General features: G+C 45.8%; 18 protein-coding genes. 5 read left to right on the forward strand and 13 right to left on the reverse strand.

Annotation, left to right across the window (positions count from 1 at the left end):
* Window positions 1–19: 19 nt before the first annotated feature.
* A complete protein-coding gene (locus tag CKQ84_RS06385) occupies window positions 20–961 on the forward strand; it encodes a DUF4424 domain-containing protein (RefSeq protein ID WP_105250564.1) in 942 nt (313 codons plus the stop codon).
* Between the two features lie 53 nt (window positions 962–1,014).
* Here CKQ84_RS06385 and CKQ84_RS06390 read toward each other — a convergent pair whose 3' ends face one another.
* Complete coding sequence (locus tag CKQ84_RS06390; protein WP_105250565.1) at window positions 1,015–3,015, reverse strand: ligand-gated channel protein; 2,001 nt, start codon at window positions 3,013–3,015, stop codon at window positions 1,015–1,017.
* A 125-nt stretch (window positions 3,016–3,140) separates the two neighbouring features.
* On the opposite strand from CKQ84_RS06390, the gene CKQ84_RS06395 reads away from it, so the two are divergent.
* On the forward strand, window positions 3,141–4,097 hold the full coding sequence (locus CKQ84_RS06395) for a LysR family transcriptional regulator (RefSeq protein WP_254053163.1): 957 nt from the start codon (window positions 3,141–3,143) through the stop codon (window positions 4,095–4,097).
* A 17-nt stretch (window positions 4,098–4,114) separates the two neighbouring features.
* Here the strand turns inward: CKQ84_RS06395 and CKQ84_RS06400 are convergent, their stop codons facing one another.
* The 3 genes from CKQ84_RS06400 to CKQ84_RS06410 form a co-directional block, all read right to left on the reverse strand.
* Window positions 4,115–4,894, reverse strand: a complete 780-nt coding sequence (locus CKQ84_RS06400) for a hypothetical protein (protein WP_105250566.1) — start codon at window positions 4,892–4,894, stop codon at window positions 4,115–4,117.
* A 299-nt stretch (window positions 4,895–5,193) separates the two neighbouring features.
* Window positions 5,194–6,132, reverse strand: coding sequence for a LysR family transcriptional regulator (locus tag CKQ84_RS06405; protein ID WP_105250567.1), 939 nt, complete (start codon window positions 6,130–6,132; stop codon window positions 5,194–5,196).
* Between the two features lie 28 nt (window positions 6,133–6,160).
* Window positions 6,161–7,018, reverse strand: coding sequence for a DMT family transporter (locus tag CKQ84_RS06410; protein ID WP_105250568.1), 858 nt, complete (start codon window positions 7,016–7,018; stop codon window positions 6,161–6,163).
* Window positions 7,019–7,211: 193 nt separating this feature from the next.
* Here CKQ84_RS06410 and trmL point away from each other — a divergent pair, with 193 nt between their 5' ends.
* On the forward strand, window positions 7,212–7,676 hold the full coding sequence (gene trmL / locus CKQ84_RS06415) for a tRNA (uridine(34)/cytosine(34)/5-carboxymethylaminomethyluridine(34)-2'-O)-methyltransferase TrmL (RefSeq protein ID WP_105250569.1): 465 nt from the start codon (window positions 7,212–7,214) through the stop codon (window positions 7,674–7,676).
* A gap of 31 nt (window positions 7,677–7,707) precedes the next feature.
* Here the strand turns inward: trmL and CKQ84_RS06420 are convergent, their stop codons facing one another.
* Window positions 7,708–8,259, reverse strand: coding sequence for a hypothetical protein (locus CKQ84_RS06420; RefSeq protein WP_105250570.1), 552 nt, complete (start codon window positions 8,257–8,259; stop codon window positions 7,708–7,710).
* A gap of 212 nt (window positions 8,260–8,471) precedes the next feature.
* On the opposite strand from CKQ84_RS06420, the gene CKQ84_RS06425 reads away from it, so the two are divergent.
* Entirely contained in the window at window positions 8,472–10,499 is a 2,028-nt protein-coding gene (locus CKQ84_RS06425) for a S9 family peptidase (protein WP_105250571.1), read from the forward strand.
* 81 nt (window positions 10,500–10,580) lie between these two features.
* Here the strand turns inward: CKQ84_RS06425 and CKQ84_RS06430 are convergent, their stop codons facing one another.
* From CKQ84_RS06430 to CKQ84_RS06460, 7 genes are all read right to left on the reverse strand, one after another.
* Window positions 10,581–12,059, reverse strand: a complete 1,479-nt coding sequence (locus CKQ84_RS06430; RefSeq protein ID WP_105250572.1) for a pitrilysin family protein — start codon at window positions 12,057–12,059, stop codon at window positions 10,581–10,583.
* Window positions 12,056–13,387, reverse strand: coding sequence for a pitrilysin family protein (locus CKQ84_RS06435; RefSeq protein WP_105250573.1), 1,332 nt, complete (start codon window positions 13,385–13,387; stop codon window positions 12,056–12,058). The genes CKQ84_RS06430 and CKQ84_RS06435 overlap by 4 nt, the downstream gene beginning before the upstream one ends.
* 137 nt (window positions 13,388–13,524) lie before the next feature.
* Window positions 13,525–14,922, reverse strand: a complete 1,398-nt coding sequence (locus CKQ84_RS06440; RefSeq protein ID WP_105250574.1) for an amidohydrolase — start codon at window positions 14,920–14,922, stop codon at window positions 13,525–13,527.
* Between the two features lie 258 nt (window positions 14,923–15,180).
* Window positions 15,181–15,597 carry a hypothetical protein gene (locus CKQ84_RS06445; protein WP_105250575.1) on the reverse strand — a complete coding sequence of 139 codons (417 nt, stop codon included), beginning with the start codon at window positions 15,595–15,597 and terminating at the stop codon, window positions 15,181–15,183.
* Window positions 15,598–15,908: 311 nt separating this feature from the next.
* Window positions 15,909–16,355, reverse strand: a complete 447-nt coding sequence (locus CKQ84_RS06450; protein WP_105250576.1) for a hypothetical protein — start codon at window positions 16,353–16,355, stop codon at window positions 15,909–15,911.
* Window positions 16,356–16,366: 11 nt separating this feature from the next.
* Entirely contained in the window at window positions 16,367–16,918 is a 552-nt protein-coding gene (locus CKQ84_RS06455; protein ID WP_105250577.1) for an SMI1/KNR4 family protein, read from the reverse strand.
* A gap of 224 nt (window positions 16,919–17,142) precedes the next feature.
* Window positions 17,143–17,901 carry an IS5-like element ISSod6 family transposase gene (locus CKQ84_RS06460; RefSeq protein ID WP_011071076.1) on the reverse strand — a complete coding sequence of 253 codons (759 nt, stop codon included), beginning with the start codon at window positions 17,899–17,901 and terminating at the stop codon, window positions 17,143–17,145.
* A 163-nt stretch (window positions 17,902–18,064) separates the two neighbouring features.
* On the opposite strand from CKQ84_RS06460, the gene CKQ84_RS23985 reads away from it, so the two are divergent.
* Window positions 18,065–18,208 (forward strand): hypothetical protein, encoded by a 144-nt coding sequence (locus CKQ84_RS23985; RefSeq protein ID WP_254053164.1) that lies wholly within the window; start codon window positions 18,065–18,067, stop codon window positions 18,206–18,208.
* A 197-nt stretch (window positions 18,209–18,405) separates the two neighbouring features.
* Here the strand turns inward: CKQ84_RS23985 and CKQ84_RS06470 are convergent, their stop codons facing one another.
* Window positions 18,406–19,068 carry a class I SAM-dependent methyltransferase gene (locus tag CKQ84_RS06470; protein WP_105250578.1) on the reverse strand — a complete coding sequence of 221 codons (663 nt, stop codon included), beginning with the start codon at window positions 19,066–19,068 and terminating at the stop codon, window positions 18,406–18,408.
* Between the last annotated feature and the right edge of the window lie 84 nt (window positions 19,069–19,152).

The raw sequence follows: 19,152 nt of genomic DNA on the forward strand, positions 1-19,152 counted from the left end.
AACTAGAGTTAAGAAGTTCATGTCAGCACACTTAGCCATACCCCTTTTTGCTATAGTTTTACTCGTCTACGGAGAAACGGCCTCTGCCAACGACAGCAGTTTTGGCGATGCTAATGGCTCTATTGCCTTGAAATATCAGCCTAATATCAGTATGGATAAAGAGTCCCTCTTCATCAGCGAGACCGAAGTCAGGGTCGATTATGTGTTTACCAACACCAGTTCGCAGGATCTTATCGTCCCCATAGCCTTTCCCATGCCACCGATGTTTTTTGGCTCAGCCGATCACAGCAGCATTGATAACTTCACCCTTAAAGTGAATGGCAAAACCCAGCCAACTCAGCACAGGCTTGTTGCCCAACTTGCCGATAAAACCGATATTTCAACCGAGCTGAAACAGCTTGGTTGGGGGATAGATGAAGTCGCTTACTTTACCGAATATGCCGAAGTCCCCAAGGGTAAACCCGCACTCCACAAGCAATGGTTGGATGAGAACCAACAAATCGCCTTTACCCTAAGTGATTACTTTGTGTGGGAACAAACCTTTCCCGCGGGCCAATCTGTCGCTATCAGCCATAGCTACACGCCAAGCCTCTCAACGGGCATCCCCGATACTGCCAGTAGTATTATCGATATTTACACTGAACTGGCCTGTTTAGATGAAAGCGCCAAGCAAGGTATTCGGAAGCGTAATCTCGTTGTCAAACAAGACGGCGAAGATCAGGAGATTGGCGTCGAATGGAGCCATCTTAGCTATATTTTGGTCACAGCTAATAACTGGCAAGGGTCAATTAAGGACTTCAAACTCACCCTAAAAAAATCCCAGCCCACAGATCTCATTAGCTTGTGTTTTGATGGCGAGCTTAAAAAAACTGACCCTCTCACCTTTGAGTTCCAGCAAAAACAGTTCACGCCAAAGCAAGATCTCAGCGTCCTGTTTATTCGTAAACCGAATTTTGAATAATCAAAAAAGAAGCCAGCTAAGTGCTGGCTTCTTTATAACTCGCTATTTTTAATTTAAAAACTATAAGTCATACCTAACCAGTAACGTCGGCCATCTTCGATATAACCGTATTCCTCTTGGGTAATTTCCTTATCGAAGGCGTTATAAATGCCCGCACTAAATTTCAAGCTATCGTTCAACTGATAGTTAGCCCCAAAATCCAGCAGAGTATAAGAAGGGGCGATTAAACTGCTCGATGAAGGTCCTGTCGTCGGTTGGCTCTCTTCGCCACGGTAGTTCACCCTCAACCAAGTACTTAAATTATCAATAGGCTCGTAGTTGAAAGACGCTTGGATCAAATGCTTAGGCAATTGATTCAATGGGCTACCTTTATAAACACCTGTCTTTTGCTCCGAATCCGTATAGGTATAGTTACCTGTCAAACTCAAGTTTGAGCGAATGCGATAGTCGATACTCAGTTCAATCCCTTGGGTCACAGCTTCGTCGACGTTCACATAAGTCGTCGGATTAGAACCAAATTGATTTGGACCATCGGTACATTGAGTCGCAGGACAGGCAACGCGGGTGATCTTGTCATTAAACTCGTTATAGAACACACCCGCGCTAGCGGTAATGCTCTCGGTCAGATCAGAATACAAACCTAACTCGTAGTTAACTGAAGTTTCAGGTTGTAAATCTGGATTACCGTACATGTTGCCACCGCGGCTGACTTGCCCCCAGTCGGGCACTGTCTGGCGCAAACTCGGCGCCCTAAAGCCTGTTGATACACCGCCCTTTAAGGTGGTGCTGTCGGTTAATCCCCACACTCCATAAACGCGCGGACTGACATGATTACCAAAGTTTTCATCATCATCCAAACGCAGCCCCATGGTCAGAGCAAAGCTATCGACAATGCGCCATTCATCCTCTGAAAACACCGACCATTGTTTGCGACTAATATCAGTTAAGTCACTCACTTGGTTACCTGTTTCGTCGGTGAGATCTTGATGGTTGAATGCTGCGCCAAAGGTCGCTGTATGACTTTGGCCTAACGTAGTGATAAGGCTAGATTGCGCATCCGTGTTAGTGATTTTCATCTTACGGGTTTTATTATCAAACACTTCATGCTTGATATAGCTATCCGAAGTACCAAAGTCCCAACGACCTGTATGTGAAAGGGAGAAGGTGCTGTTTTCATATTCTGTCGTTGAAGATTCAGGGCAACCGCGACGACCACAGGCTTCGCCCGGTGCTAACGGTGTGACGGTTTTACCTAAACTGCTGTCGAGTTCTTGGTTAGAAGTACCAACTTCAAACATGATATCGTGATTTTCATTGGGTGTGAGCGCAAACCTCGCGGTCAAGTTAGTCGCATCGCGACCTCGGTAACCACCATAGATTTGATCTTCTTCACGCTGGGTATATTGACCATAAAGTTGCATCCCTAGCAGATCTTTGATCAAACCACCGTTGACGAAAAAGTTGCCTTGATACACATTTCCCGAGTCAGATTTTTCCTGCAAAGTGCTGTCGAGTCGCACCTCACCCTGCCACTCGTTTGGCACTTTGCGAGTGATAATGTTAATTACCCCACCAATGGCATCCGAACCATAAAGTGATGACATAGGCCCGCGAACGATCTCAATTCTATCGATAGCAGCCAATGGTGGTGTCCAAGCGCCTTCAACGCCTGGGCCGTCACTGTTGGTCCGTGTCTCGCGCGAGGATTGGCGTTTACCATCCACTAAAATTAACGTGTATTGGCTACCCATGCCCCGCAGACTGATATCCTGACGGTCTGCACCGCCCGTAATCACCACGCCGGGCACTTCTAACATGGCATCGGTTAAGTCGCGGTAGAAGCGGTTATCCAGATCCTCACGGGTGATCACGCTGATAGAAGCTGGCGCATCGCGAATTTGCTGTTCAAATCCCGATGCAGTCACCACGATTCTTTCCATCATCTTTTCTTTATCTGATGCGGTATCCGCAAGGGCATTTGTTACTGGTACTGTGGGCAACAAACATAAAGCGGTGATCACTTGAGCGAGGTACTTCTTACGACTTAACAACATAACCGACAAGTCTCCATTAGAGCAAAGATTGTAAATGAGAACAATTTTCAATACGGCAATGTATCTCTATGTTACAATCAGCTCAAGTTAGACTTTAGGTATTCACTTGTAAGAGTTACTTAAAAATGAATAAAAACATGATCAAAGGGATGATCGTTTTTGCGACAATCGCAGAAAAGGGCTCAATGAGTGCCGCAGCGCAGCAATTAAATCTCAGCTCGTCGGCGGTAAGTCAGCAAGTGACCAAGCTTGAAATGGACATGGGGATCAGCCTATTCCACCGCAATACCCGCAACCTCACACTCACCGAAGCGGGCAGTTTGTTCTATGAGAATTGCCGCAAGGTCATAGCGATAGTCGAAAGCACGGAGCAGAAACTTAATAACTTGAAAGGTATTCCATCAGGGGAATTAAAGATTGCCGCGCCTATAGGATTTGGCGGCGGCCTGTTAAGCGAACCTTTTAATTACCTGTTGGCAGCACATCCACAGATAAGTTTGAATTTACTACTGCAAGATGGCCCGATAGATATAGTCAACGACGGTATCGATCTGGCGATTTGCATCGGCCCCTTATCGGATTCCAACCTAATTGCCCGCCATTTAGCCGATTGGCGTATGTTACTGTGCGCCTCACCCAATTATCTGCCAATGCATAAAAACCTTAGCCACCCAAAGGAGTTAACTGAATTAAATCGGATCTATCACACTTATGCTAAAGGCGATATCTTAACCCACGCCTTCAGCCAAGAGTGTTTTGAACTGACAAGCCAGCGAATTAGCGTCAACAATATGCAGGCGTTAATTCAACTCACACTCGATGGTCTAGGATTTGCCGCCCTGCCCGAACCTGAAGTACACAAATACCTCGAAAGCGGCCAACTGGTCACCCTATTACCCGAATGGTCACTCAATACCTACAGTGTTTATAGCGTAACGTCGGCGCGGGATAAGCAGCCCGCAAAAGTGAAAGAAGCGCTCAATGCACTTAGCCAATACTTTAGTCAGGCAGATTTTACAGATAATTATCATAATCGTGCCCCAGCACTCAGCAATATACTATTCGATATGAATTTAAATTGATAAAAACTAATTTACAATTATTTATTAAGCATGTTAGCTAGAGCTTGTAAATTAATAGGTGTCACTTTTATAATACCTTTCCCTGGAGCGTCTATTTCAGCAATCATCAAGAATGATAATGAAATCATTGCAGGTAAGATAAATAACAAACCTAACTTCCCTTTAACTTTCCTTGCATTATAACCAATCAATATATTGCAATTAATTGCAATAACCACCAATAAAATCCAAGCTGCTAATGGAATTTGATGACGCCATCCAGCAAAGGTTTTCTGTTGAGCGAGTACAATTTCGTTAATACTGGCAATCACTAATGAGGTCACAGGAGTTTGTTTCTGGGTAGTTTCATGCACCGCTGTTTCCCATAATACTTTCTGCAAATCCAACACTTTCATCCTAATAAAGTCAATACCTTCAGGCGATTGTGCATCATAAATATTAATTCGTTGCTGTAAATATTCTCGTAGTGTGGCCTTCATTAAATCACGGCTCGATTCAGTCAATAAATCTGCTCGCATAAAACCAGTACGAATAACAAAAGCCTCATACTCTTCCGCTGCCTGCCGACTATTGAAGCCACTTATTGACATCGATAACGTAAAACCAATAATTAAACCAAGAAGAGATAAAGTAGCTCCTAGTATTACTCTAAAATCTTCATCGCCCTCATTATTACTAACGCCCTTCCTACCGATAACTTTTTTCCCAATCCAAGCGGACAGAAATAGCACTATAAATGAACCTAAAAACAATCCAATTGAATATAAAGTTAAACCAAAAAATTGAATATCAAGCAAAGTTTCAACCTATTTAATCATAATAAAACTTAAACCTATGTAATAAAAAAGAGAACCATCTCTTCTAAATAAATTATAGGCCTTCGAAAATTACCTTCGAGAAGTTTAGCCCCGAGGTCCCTAGCTATAAATTTGACCAACTCGCAAAGGTGGTGCTCTGGCATTATATTTACTTATCTATTATTTACAGTAGTCAAAATCCAATTAAGATATTTCCTACAAAAAAACAAGATGCCACTGGGACGATGAACTTAAATCAACCATTAAAAACAGGGAGGAAAACGATACAAGCTATTAATTTATAATGATAAATTATTATCTCGCACTTGGCTAATAATCAACTCTCGCAGCCATTTATGGCTCAAGTCGTGTTCGAAGTGTTTGTGCCACATCAATAAATACGCACCGGGGATCAGCTTGATGGGTGATGGTAAAGACTGAAGCTCAAAAGACTTCATCACAGCCAAGGCATAGCGCGAAGGTGCACAGAGGATCAAATCGCTCTGTTCACACAGGGTGAGAGCACTCTGAAAGTCGGTCATATTCACGGCAATATCCCGTTTACGGCCCTCGAGTTGCAACACATCATCCAGTAACCAATGCTCTAAACCGCCAAAGGCCACTTGCAGATGGCGATAACTCAAGAAGGTATCTAAATTCCATTCTTGTGTTAACGCCGGATGATCACGGCGCATCAAACACACAGGAGAATCCTGCACTAACTCAACATGGCATAAGTCATCGGGAATATTATTCACATGCATGGGCGAGCGCTCGTCCCACTCGCGGCAACCTATGGCTAAGTCGATGTCGCAGCGCAGTAATCTGTCCATGGTATCGAGTCGCCACGTTTGGCAATTGAGACTCACACCGGGCGCTTGAGTGAGCAACATGGGCATAAAATGAGGAAAGGTCAGTGAATAGGTGGTTTCGACCAAATGCATTCTAAACTGTCGTTGGCTCAAGGCGGGTTCGAAGGTGTCCGGCCGAGTAAATTGCGCCAATTGCTGTAAGCATTGGCGCAACTCAGGCGCGAGTGACAAAGCCTTGGGTGTCGGTTTTAGGCCGTAGGCGGTACGCTCAAATAAAGGATCATCAAATACTTCCCTCAGACGTGTGAGCTGTTTACTCACCGCCGACTGGCTCAAATGCAACCGCGCAGCTGCAGCGGTCACGCTTTGTTCCTCAAGTAGGATTTCGAGTACGGGCAGTAAATTCAGATCCAAACGTTTTAGCATCTATGCCTCATTCACCCCAAAATAATGACTAGGGTTGCACTTTTTTAAATGGATTTAACCTTAAATTCTGCGGCAACTTCATCAATAACAGTGACAATAAAATCACAGCTATTCCCATCCATTGGCGCATATCTAAAGTTTCCCCCACAATCATGACCCCTAATGATACGGCAACCACAGGGTTGACTAAAGCGACCATACCCATGATTTCTGGCCCTAAGTTTCGCATAGACCATAGCCAAGCCCAATAGGCAACGGCGGTGTTGGCAATCACTAACCATATCAGTGAAGGTACAAGCGTCATACTCGGTAGCTGCGGTGGCCCTGCCATAAACCAAGCCAGTGGGATCAACATCAAACCGCCTAATAATAGCTGCCACGCGGTCAGCACTAAAAAGTCACCCACATCCCACTTTTGCATCCAGCGAGAAGAAAAGGCAATTAACGTCGTGGCGCTCAACATGCACAACACGCCGATAGGATCGAGATCCGCCGAAGGGTTAAGCAGTAAAATCACCCCACCAAGACCCATTAAGCCTAATAATAACCACTTCATTCCTGGGCGTTTTTTATCAATCACCCAAGCTAAAATTAAGAAAATTAACGGCAGCGTAGCCCCTAAGGTACCCGCCACTGCGCCCGGCAAACGATACGCACCGATAAATAGCAAAGTGAAGAAGGCACCGATATTACAAAAAGCCAGCAAACCAAGCTTTGACCAAACCAAAGTTGGCAAACGAGGACGCAGCATCAGCATTAATATCCCCGCAGGCAAGGCACGCCACACGGCTACCCAGTAGGGCGACATGTCATGTAAGTAGAGACTCACTAACGCATAGGTCGTCCCCCAAAATACAGGAGCGAGTAACGCAATAATAAAGGGCATAATGACTTCTTAAAAAGTATCTCGATATTGAGATATATTACTTTGAGATAATAAAACAGGCAAGCCTTGAGATAACAATTCCACCTATCACAACCTCTATTGCATGAACTTAGCCAAATCCACCCACAACAGACACTGCGCTTGGGCACCGTTTGCCGTATAATCGGCCGTCATTTTCTACAGGCGGGCCAGTATGTTCCATATCGCACTCTATGAGCCAGAAATCGCACCTAACACAGGTAATATCATTCGCCTTTGCGCAAACAATGGCTGCCAGCTGCATTTGATTGAGCCATTAGGTTTTGATCTAGAAGAGAAAAAGCTACGCCGCGCGGGTTTGGACTATGCCGACTTAACCAATGTGACTCGCCATAAAGACTTCGATACTTTCCTCGAAGCCATGACGGGCAAGCGCATTATGGCCTGCACCACTAAGGGGAGTCGCCCGCATACTGAGCTGAGTTTTGCCAAAGACGATGTGCTGCTATTCGGCCCAGAAACCCGAGGTTTACCGATGGCGATTATCGAATCCATCCCCACTGAGCAGAGACTACGCATCCCCATGGCGGCCACCAGCCGTAGCCTCAATCTCTCCAATGCAGTGGCGATTATCAGCTACGAAGCGTGGCGCCAACTGGATTTTGCTGGCGCACTTTAAGCGCTATCGAAGGTAAATTGCGGATTTGCGGCTAAGGAGATGGCGCGACTGGCGTCATCTCTATCCCGCGAAAAAGCTGATAGCGATCAACATCATCGTCTAAATATTGAATATTCTGCGTCCATTGCCATGCGTTAGCTTGAGCACCCGCCCCCTTTGCCTCGAACAGTAATTGAATTAACGCAGACCGGGCAGTCACCACGCCCTCACCCAGCAAAGAATAATCGCCATTTTGACGATATAAGCTAAAGACTTGCTGCTTCTCTTGGGACACGCCATCGTAATAGGTCAACAACACTTGCTCGCCCTGCTCCCTAAACCACCAGGTTTCACTATAGGGCGCACGCGTGCCAACACTCACAGACAATAACAGCTGCCGCTTATCATGGGAGCAAAATCCGGTGACTGTGACTTTTCGTGGCACTTCCCCCACCTTGGCTGCATCGCCCACCCATTGACCAGTAAACTGAGGGCAAAACTCACTAAAACTCACCTTAGCCGCGTGCGCAGCCAGAGGAATAGTAGCACTCAGTGCAATTGTCACTCCCCATAATAGTCTTAATCGGTTGATTTTATTCTGCATCTACCTAGTCCTCAGCCGAAATATCACCCTAGATTAGCCTGTAATTCTGCCATCAACAAATCACAATTAGCCGACAACTATTCACAGATGCTTACACAAAGCGTCCCGCTATGAGTTATCACTCAGTTTGCTTTCATGCTCGGTTTCTATACTCTCGAATCTGCACCACAAATAAAATCATTATAACTATATGTATGATAAGGAGACTCACAGTGAAGAAGATAGGAATCTTATTGCTCTGTCTGTTGATGCCATTCGGCTCAGCATTTGCGGAGCAGGGTAAACCGCTCTCGGTGGAATTGCTCTGGCAACTTAAGCGTATTGGTAGCCCAGTCGTATCGCCCTCTGGTGAGCATATTATTGCGCCAGTCACAGAATATGATCTGAAGGAAGATAAAGGTTCGACCCAGTTATGGCGTTTTGATGGCGAAGGTAAAAATAATCGCGCGATTACAGTCAAAGGGTTAAAGGTGAGCGAGCCCGTGTTTTCGCCCGACGGTAAAACCTTGGCCTTTGTGAGTGAGCGAAATGAAGACGACGCAGGCCAAATCTACCTATTGCCTATGGACGGTCCGGGTGAAGCGCAACGCTTAACCGACATACCTACTGGCGTAAATGGTATTAAATGGGTTGGCAAGCATTTGTATTTCATCAGCAATGTATTCCCAAATCAAACATGGGACGAGATGAAGACCCAACTAAAAGCCGACGAAGACAATAAGGTCTCCGCTCGCCAGTGGAACGCTTTGCCCTACGCTCAGTTTGATCACTGGTTAGATGAACGTCGCCAAGCCCATATATTTAGGATCCCCGCTTCGGGCGGCGAAGTCGAATCCGTGACGCAAGCGCTCGGCCATGAGTTACCACGCTCGAGCCAAAGCAGTTCAAGTTACGATATTTCGCCTAATGAACGCTTAATTGCCTTCAGTACTTATGGCTCAGACAACCGTATCGACCCTAAACTGGATATTTTCCTTGCGACGATTGGCAGTGGTAAAGCAGAGAATATCACCCCAGAAAATCAAGCCGCAGATGCTGATCCCAGCTTTAGCCCCAATGGCAAAACGTTGGCTTTTACCCGTCAGAAAATCCCCGGTTTCTATGCCGATACTTCAAGGCTGATGTTACTGGATATCGATAGCCGTAAACTTAATACGCTAACACCAGAGTGGGATCGTTCGGTTAGCCAATTTAATTGGACCCCCGACAGTAAAGGCTTTTATGCCACCATCGAAGATGCCGCCACTAACCGCATTTATCATATCGATGCCAAAAACGGTAAAGTCAAAGCCATTACAGAGGCAACTGACTTTAGCCAACCCGCCACAGGTAAAGACGGTGAACTGATTGCCACCAACGAGAGCTTTTTGCACCCAGCGCGCTTGGTCAGCATTAATCCCCGCAATGGTAAGACGGTACGCCTAGAGAATTTTAATGACGATATTCTCAAAGATGTTGATTTAGGCACTTACGAATCAGTGACCTACAAGGGATATCAAAATCAAGATATTCAAATGTGGGTTCACTATCCCCCCGGATTCGATCGCAGTAAAAAATATCCCCTCTTTATGCTGGTTCACGGCGGGCCACATAACGCCATTACCGACGGTTTCCATTACCGTTGGAACGCACAAACCTTCGCCTCTTGGGGATATGTCACTGCTTGGCCAAACTTCCACGGTTCTAGCGGCTTCGGACAAGCGTTTGCCGATGCGATTAACCCAGATTGGAAGAATAAATCCCTCGAAGATGTGCTCAAGGCAGCCGACTGGTTTAAACAGCAAAGCTGGATAGACAGCGACCGCATGGTGGCGGGTGGTGCAAGTTACGGTGGTTATCTGACCTCAATTATTTTAGGTCAACCACATCCCTTTAAAGCCTTACTAATCCACGCTGCGGTTTACGACATGTATTCACAAATGGCGTCGGATTTTGCCGTGCACAGCACTCGATTTGGCAACTACTGGGATAATCCTGAACTGTATAAAGCCATTTCTCCGCATTACTTTGCAGCTAACTTTAACACTCCGACCTTAGTCAGCCACGGTCAGCTCGACTACCGGGTACCAGTGGGGCAAGGGTTTGAACTGTTCCGCACCCTGCAAACTCGCAATGTGGAATCACGGATGATTTATTTCCCCGATGAAAACCATTGGGTTATGAAACCCAATAACTCTATCTATTGGTATAACCAAGTGAAGGATTGGATGACCCATTATGCTAAGCCGGGTGGACAATAAACGCTAAACCTAGAACAGAAAAGCAAAAGGTCTGCACTATGCAGACCTTTTCTTTATTGAATCAAGCCTCGAAATGATAGCTTATTGACCAAATCCCGTGGCTTTAATATCGACAGTTTGCACTTTGCCGTACTTAGCAGCAATAGGTGCAATCTTAGCCGCATTGCCAATCAGCACAAATTGCAGATCTTTTTGCGGGAAGTAAGTTTTCACTAACCTTTGGGTTTCTTCTAAGGTCAAACCATCCACCTTAGCTTGGAACTCATTGATAAACTTATCATCGAAGCCGTATAGATACATGCCAGACAACAATCCCGCCAGCTGACCTGAGGTTTCAAACTGAGGCGGGAACTGACCCTTAACATAGGCTTTAGCCGAATCTAAGGTCGCTTGATCTACACCTTTTTCCCATAAACGAGCATAGGTTTTCAAGGCTAAATCCATCGCTTCTTGAGTGGTTTCCGTCTTAGTGAAAGTACTGATTGTGAATACGCCCGAATCGGTATAAGGGCTAAAACCTGAGCGTGCGCCATAGGTTAAGCCTGCGTTCACCCGCAGCTCGTCGTTAAGCCAAGAGGTAAAACGACCACCTAAAATAGTGTTCACTACCGTTAAACCTACATAGTCTGGATTGTCACGACTAATACCTAAGCCCCCGATCACAAAAGTAGTTTCGATTGCATCTGGTTTATCCACCAGCAAGACTTTGGCCTCGGTCAACTGAGGCAAACCTTGGTTTAAATCAGGTTGTACCAGTTTTTCGCTGCCCTGCCACTGACCAAAGGTTTGCGTCAACTTGGCTTTCATCGTCGCCACATCAAAGTCACCCACGACAGTTATCGCAGTATTGGAAGGCTGATAGTAACCCTTATGGAAGGCGCGCAGCTGCGACACAGTCACTTGTTCAAGCGAATCACTGTTACCCGAAGCCGCATTACCATAAGGATGTGCACCAAATACGAGCTTATCGAAGTAACGACCAATCACAGCTCGTGGGCTTTCTTTATCCTGCTGCAGCCCAGCAATCGCGCGCTGTTTGAGTTTATCGAACTCGGCGGCATCAAAATCAGGCGTTAACATCGCCGCGCTAAATAAGCCCAGCATCAAGTCAATGTCCTTCGCCATAAAGTCAGCACTCAGATAACTGCCTTCCTTATCCGCTTCGGCCACTAAGCTTGCGCCGAGAAAATCCACTTGCTGCTCGATATCTGCCTTAGATTTCCCCGCCGCACCTAACAGCAAGCCTTCTGCCGTCATTTGTGCCACGCCTGCGGTGGTGTCATTCACAGCACCGGCGCGTACCACGGCATTTAAGGTAATTAACGGCACTTCGCGCTGCGGCATTAAGTACACAGTTAAGCCGTTATCTAACACAAACTTATCGTAACTTGGCATCGCAAAGCTGCCAGTATCGACCCGCTTTGGTGCCGATGTCGCCGCGCAGCCCGCTAAGACTAAGCTTGTGCCTAAAGCCAATGCTGCCATTAACTTAGACGATTTCCCAAGTGATGCCATCTTAAGTGATTTCACTGCTGTCGATTTCACTGCTATCGATTTCATAAGGAGGACTCCTCGGTTGCCGCCAGCACAGCCACAGTGCGATTCGATTTACGTAAGTAGGTTTGGGCAACTCGTTGAATATCCGCAGGCGTCACCTTGTTATAGGCTTCAGGTGTATTAAATAACTTGTCGTAACTGCCAAAATACATCTCATAGGTGCCTATGGTATTAGCCTTACCATTAATGGTTTCCATCGAACGATAAAAATCCATCAACTTAATATTTTTAACTTTATCCAGTTCTTGCTGGGTAACACCCGTTGTCGCAATCGCATCGATTTGTTCAATCAACGCATGCTCCAGCGTCGAGGCTTTCACCTCAGGTGTAGCAACGCCCATCACATAGAAGAGGTTAGGATCGACCGACATCGGCATGTAGGTTTGCGCTTCTAAGGCCACTTGTTTATCAACCAATGATTGATATAAACGCGAGCTATTACCTTGACTTAGAATCGAGCTTAATAAGTCCAGCGCATAAAAATCCGCATGGGTTGCCGCCGGAATATGGTACGCCAACATTACGTTAGGTGTGCTGACCGATGCCTTCTGCACAAAGGTGCGACGCTCACCCTTTTGCTCAGGTTCGACAGTGCGAATCGCTTTAGACGGAGTCTGTGCCGGAATAGGCGCAAAGTACTTGTCTGCCAAGGCTTTTACTTGGGCAAGCTTTACATCGCCGGCAATCACGACCACGGCATTGTTCGGCGCGTAATAGGTTTTATGGTACTGGACTAAATCTTCCAGCGACCAAGCGGCGATATCCGACTCGTGACCGATCACCGACCAAGAATAAGGGTGGGCTAAAAACGCCACGCCTTTGATTTCGCCTTCGAGGGCATTCCAGTTAGAGTTTTCTAAGCCAGTGGAACGCTCCGACTGCACTACGCCACGTTCGCTATCGACCATGGCTTGGTTGATATCTAAGTTAGCGATGCGGTCAGCCTCGAGATCGAACATAGTTTCGAGCGCATTGGCGGGGAACCAATCGGTATAAACCGTCATGTCTTCAGTGGTATACGCATTGTTCGCGCCACCGGCGGCTTCCATAGTGCGGTCGAACATTTTCGGGCCGTACTTTTTCGAACCGTTGAACATCATGTGTTCGAAAAAGTGCGAAATACCAGTAATGCCGGGCACTTCGTTACGTGAACCGACCTTCCAAAATAAATACATGTTGGCATTGGGAATAGAGGCATCTTCTAGCACCATGATTTTCATGCCGTTATCTAGCGTGAAACTCTTAATGTCTTCTGCCGTGGTGGCCTGTGCTTGGCTTAGGGGGTTCAAAAGTCCCATGGCCAAAACCAGAGCCGATAGCGTGCGCTTCATCTTGTTCGCTCCTTGCTGTAAATATCCACATATAGAGGTAAATTGTTTAACAAATCAAGCGCAGGAAGCGTATCCCGCGCCGATTTTTTGTAAGCTCAAGTTATACCGCAGCGCTTACGGAATAATGCATTAGCCACTTATTGGGCTTTGAGCGCCGTTAACGCCACTTTGGTCATGGCCTCAACGCCCACTTTTAGCGCGCTTTCATCCACATAAAATGCCGGCGAATGATTGCTGGCCGCCGTTTCAGGGTCCGTTCCCTTTGGCGTCACCCCGAGGAAGAAAAACATCCCCGGCGTTTCTAAGGCATAGTAAGCAAAGTCTTCGGCACCTGTGATTAACCCGGGTTCAATCAGCATCTTATCGCCCACCACGCTCGCAAGCACAGGCCGCATGCTGGCGACTAATTCAGGATTATTGACCACCACAGGATAACCTTGATGGATCTCAGTCGTCGCAGTCGCACCAAGCGTTTTTGCCGATAACTCGGCCATTTGCGCTAAACGCAGTTTAATATCTGCGCGCATAGGTTGGTCGAAGGTACGAATTGTACCAATCAGCTCGACTTCATCGGGAATAATATTAGAGCGAATACCGCCATTGACCGCGCCAAAACTCACCACTGCCGGCGCTTTAGTGATATCCACCTGACGGCTGACGATCGTTTGCACGTTAGTGATAATTTGTGCCGCAGCGACAATAGGATCGACCCCATTCCAAGGACGCGAACCATGGGTTTGGCTGCCTTTCACTTTGATAGTAAAAGAGTCTTCACTCGCCATTGCTGGACCACTGCGCAGGCCAATCATGCCACTCGGCATACTCGAGGTGACATGCATACCAAATACTTGCTCGGGTTTGCGCTGAGCAAACAGCCCTTCTTTGAGCATCAATTCCGCACCGCCCTCTTCACCCTCTGGCGCACCTTCTTCAGCGGGTTGGAAGATAAACATCACATCCCCCGCTAGGCTGTCTTTCACTTTAACCAAGTTTTCGGCCACGCCCATCAACATGGCCACATGGGTATCGTGCCCACAGGCATGCATCACCCCCACCTTTTGATCGCGATAAGTGTCAGTCACCTTAGAGGCAAAAGGCACATCGACCACTTCAGTCACAGGCAGTGCATCCATATCTGCTCGAATCGCAATCAGCGGACCAGGCTTGCCACCTTTCAGCTTTCCGCCTTTCAAAATGGCCACCACGCCTGTATGCGCCACACCCGTTTGTACCTCTAACCCTAAGGATTTCAGATGTTTTTCAATAATCTTGCTGGTACGAAACTCACGGTTAGACAACTCAGGGTGTTGATGCAAATCACGGCGCCAGTCGATCACCTTTTGCTCCACACCCGCCGCCAACTTAGCCGCATCAGGCATAGCACTGGCCGCCGCTTGCGCCGAACTCAAACCCGCGCCCATAAAGCTCAAGGCTAAGGCTGAAGCGAGTAAGGTATTGGAAAAACAGGATTTATTTACTAGAGGCTTAAATTCAAATGATGTTGATGCAGCAAGTGATACAGAGGGTAAAGTCATAGCGATAGCCTATTGTTGTTTTTATAAGCTACCTAAACTACACGGACAAGGAAGAATTGTTAATAGATTTAATGATAAAGGTAAAAGAGACTGTGCTTCATTAGAGGCTGTCTTTAACCGTCATTCCCGCAATGCTTGTGGGCGGGAATCCAGCTTTTAGATAAATCAACCTGAAAAAAGATAGGGATGGCGGATCTCAGTTAAAGAAACTCAAGGCAACGGAAAAGCTGTCCCAATGCTTGGCATAGTTAGCTTTAGTCACAAAACAACAAATTCACGATTTTCTTTAAAACCACATGGCCATCGGCCTTGGCTATACAACTCAGCCACCTCACTCCATACGCCCTTTTGTCTGAGAGCGGCCTCTCTCGCTTCCATTTTGAAGGCAAAGAGTGCGCCGCCTCTAAAGCTCTCAGTAAAATCATGAGGACCATACACAAGCAAAGGATGTGACCGGCCAATTTTTCTCAGAGATCTGAGCGCCGATTTATACACAAGCATCTCCGCGTCTTTTGTTTCTTCCAATTTTTTCGGACCATTCAAAGGATCCTCTTGATCTCTGCTTGTAGGCAGCCATTCCCATCCATATGTAGAACCCAATACGCCTTCAATGGGACTTGCAGCCGAGAGCCAGTCAATAAATTCAACTTGTTTGGCTAGATATTCAGGTGTCATAGGAGGTTAACGCCGTGTTAAAGGAGTTTCAAACTGAAGCAGCAGTTTGAACTTCCAGTGAGTAAAGCGAAGGATTTTAAACGCTTTGTTACGTTTTGGCTCCTTAGCTTAGTTTACCAGCCAAAGTCTAGCCACCCATTCTAAATCAACAACATAATGCACTTTCGGTTTCTCTACCACCTGTACTGGCTAAAATTACTTGAACCAGAGCCATCATATATGGATGTCTGGCTAAAATGCCTAGCTAAAATTGCCTTTCTGAGGAACACAGTATTGCGCGGGAATAACGGTAATGAAATTTAGTCAGCAACTCACAGAAAATTAAGCTCTTCATCTTGAAGGGATAAAGTACTATCAATGGAGGCTAATAACACACCATAGGTGTAACCGCAGTTGCCCACAAAAATCACTTGATTACCATTGAGTACCATCACCTCTACCCCATGATCGGTTTCCCAGTTGCAGGAGTAATGATAACGAATTGCCCGAGTCTCCATTGTGCTGGTGTCATCCAATATAATGTACAACGGCTGGGTATTTGCGGCTATTTCATTGATGGTATTTAAAGAAACCTCCAAATCACCGCAATAATCTTCAAAGTACTTATGCATTTTGAGCATAGCATTTAGAATTTGATACTTCGTTTCTGGTGTCATCAGAGAAACGTCTTCGAGCATTTTTATGCGTAACTTATCGTTGCCCTGAAGCTCACCTTCAATAATCAGTTCACTCGGTTTGTTGAATAAGGGGGCGTACATTTTTGTTATCCTTAATCCTCAATTAATTCATCTGGATATAGCGCGATTTGCGTCAAGGATTGTGCAAAAAATTGGCTTAGGTTTGGGCTGATAAAGTCCATCATATCGGGGTCATGGGTGTATGCGATCACTTGTCCCATTTTACCTAATGCCGAGGGCGAATGATCTGCAATCAAGAGTAATGTGCCACCCCCAAATTGGGCAAAGGGCAGCCAACCTTCTTGATACCACCCCGATTGAATTTTGGGATCCCGCACTTCTGGTTCTTGGTAATTAGCGTAGTGCTGGGCCCGTTTTTTCATTCGGTCACGATATGTAAGAGATGAGGCTAAAGACAAAAAATCATACCGGCAAAAGTAATCTTTCCGGGCAAAGACTGTGCTCCACTCATTGCCGCCATTGGCATATCCCCAAAGCTCCCTTAACGGAGAAACAAATGTAAAACCTAATTGTTTTTCGGCTTCATCTAAAACTGAGTTTGATAAGCCACGATCCAGTTCTAATGTTTGATTCATGTTGGCGTAAATAGCACTCAATGCTTGTAGATACGTCTTAACATCCATTGTATTTATTCCTTCATCTTGACACTTGGCCGCAGTATTAATCCATTTGCTTTATACCGCGAACATATACACTTGGCGAACTTAGTTAATCGAATTAACCACATAAATTCTATTTTCATATTGCTACGACAGATTCTGTCGCAGCCTTCTATTACTTACAAAGCCGCTATTCCAGTCATACCTTATTAACTAGGGTCTGTTGATCTTTGCTGTACAAATGTTGTTCAGCAATACATCGGCAGCCACATTAACATAAACGCCAGTGACACCATACTGGCGTAATTTCTTGCTAGCTTGTCATATCTTGTTGATATTGCTCGATAGTGCTTAATTCTTCCAAAAGCATTCTCCACTAAATGTCGATACCGATATAAGCACCAATCGACTCTTTCTTGAGGTGTATTCTTATAGCGGCGCCTTGGAATAACAGATTTCCCGCCTTTATTTGCGATAAGTTCACGAAAAGCATCGCTGTCATAACCTTTATCTGCAATGACGGTATCAACCTGCTTCAGGTGCTCAATTAAGCTGGGGGCGTGTGTAATATCGTGTTTTTGGCCTTCTGATAATTCGAAATAAATCGGTAATCCTCCGCTGTCGACGGCTAAGTGAATTTTGGTTGAATTACCGCCTCGACTTTTACCAATACTCTCATTACTTAGCGTCGCTGCACCTGCACTGTGCTGGTGAGCCCGCACTATCGAGCCATCAATAAAGACCCATTCTATATCAGCAAGGTTGGCTAAGGCCTTGAATAAATGTGCTAGAACGCCTTTCTTAGACCATAAATGAAACCGTCTAAAGACCGTGCTCCAATGACCGAACTCTTTAGGTAAATCTCGCCAAGGGATACCTGTTCTAAGGCGGTAAAGAATACCTTCGAATGTTTGTCTATGTTCAGGTTTGTCATAAACACGGCCTGTGCTTTTCATTAAATGAAATAGCTTTTCCCAGCGTGCATCGGTTAGCATAAGTCTTGGCATGGCTTGAGGTTATGGTTACTTTTGGCGAAGCAAATTATAACGTCTTGCCATGCTGTCTAAAAATCACTCTCGAAAGATCAACAGACCCTAGATATACAGCCTAATTTTCAGCGTCAAGTGACCCTTACTCAGTTTGACCCCTCGCTCGCCCCGCAAAATATCGGTGAATGAATTAGTCGAGCGTCTTGCAAACCACACGCAGAATACGAGTAAACGTTCGGTGCAACATCCACTACTCGATGATATAGACCAAGCACTGGCGGCAATTGTGAGTGTCGTCGCGAGGAACACCATAGAACTCAGTTAATACAATCAGATAGGCGTGCAGTAAACAAAAAACTCCCCTATGATGCCCTAGTGATTATCGGGCTAACAGTTAACCCTAATCTTAAGTCTGAGCTTGAGGTATTAGTAATAGCCACTGGCATTGCAACAAAACCCATAGAAAATCAAGCATCTGTAGCGTCACAAATTGATGATAAGTACATTTAAGCGACAACAGCATTAACTCGACTGATAAATTCCTTTATGCATATCTTTATGCAAGAAGACTACGTCTTTATCGATAATTTCGAGTCGCCAGCCATAGTGATGCGCGAACCACTCAAAGGTCGCTTCGGCGTAAAAATTGATGTGGGTAGGGTCATTTTTATAGTGCCAACGGGCAAATGCGGTTTGATTTTGTACCCGCTTGGTCATCACAGCCAAAATGCCTTTAGGTTTTAATAGCTTATTTAGCTGCTCAAGCAGAGCGTTAGCATCACTCACATGCTCTATGACTTCGGTTAAGGTAATAAAGTCGTATTGGCGGACTAAGGTTTCTGGGTTATTAGCGTAATAAAGGTCGTAATTATCTATCTGATAACCCCGCGCCTTTGCCATCAAGCTCAAGGCTTTGCCTTCGCCGCAGCCAAAATCGAGCCCTTGGGCCGAAGTGCTAACACGGCTAAGTAGTGGCTCAAGTGTGCGATTTAAAAAGGTTTGATAGCCAAGATCATTGGCATGATTCTCGTGCTTATCGTACTCGGCTTTTTCTGCCTCGGCCGAAAGATAAAACTCAGAAGGCACGCTCACCAGTTGGCAGGTTTGGCATTGCTGGTAACTGCGCTTCCTATCTTGATGATAAGTGAGTAATTCAACGCCATGACATAAGGGGCAGATATTCAACAACAATTCCTAGTGATAGTAAGGTGCATAGTAATGAGAATAGTCATAATGCCCACAAATAATGCTAGCACTGACCAGCTGAAA

This window comes from Shewanella sp. WE21 (assembly GCF_002966515.1).
Taxonomy (GTDB): Bacteria; Pseudomonadota; Gammaproteobacteria; order Enterobacterales; family Shewanellaceae; genus Shewanella; species Shewanella oncorhynchi.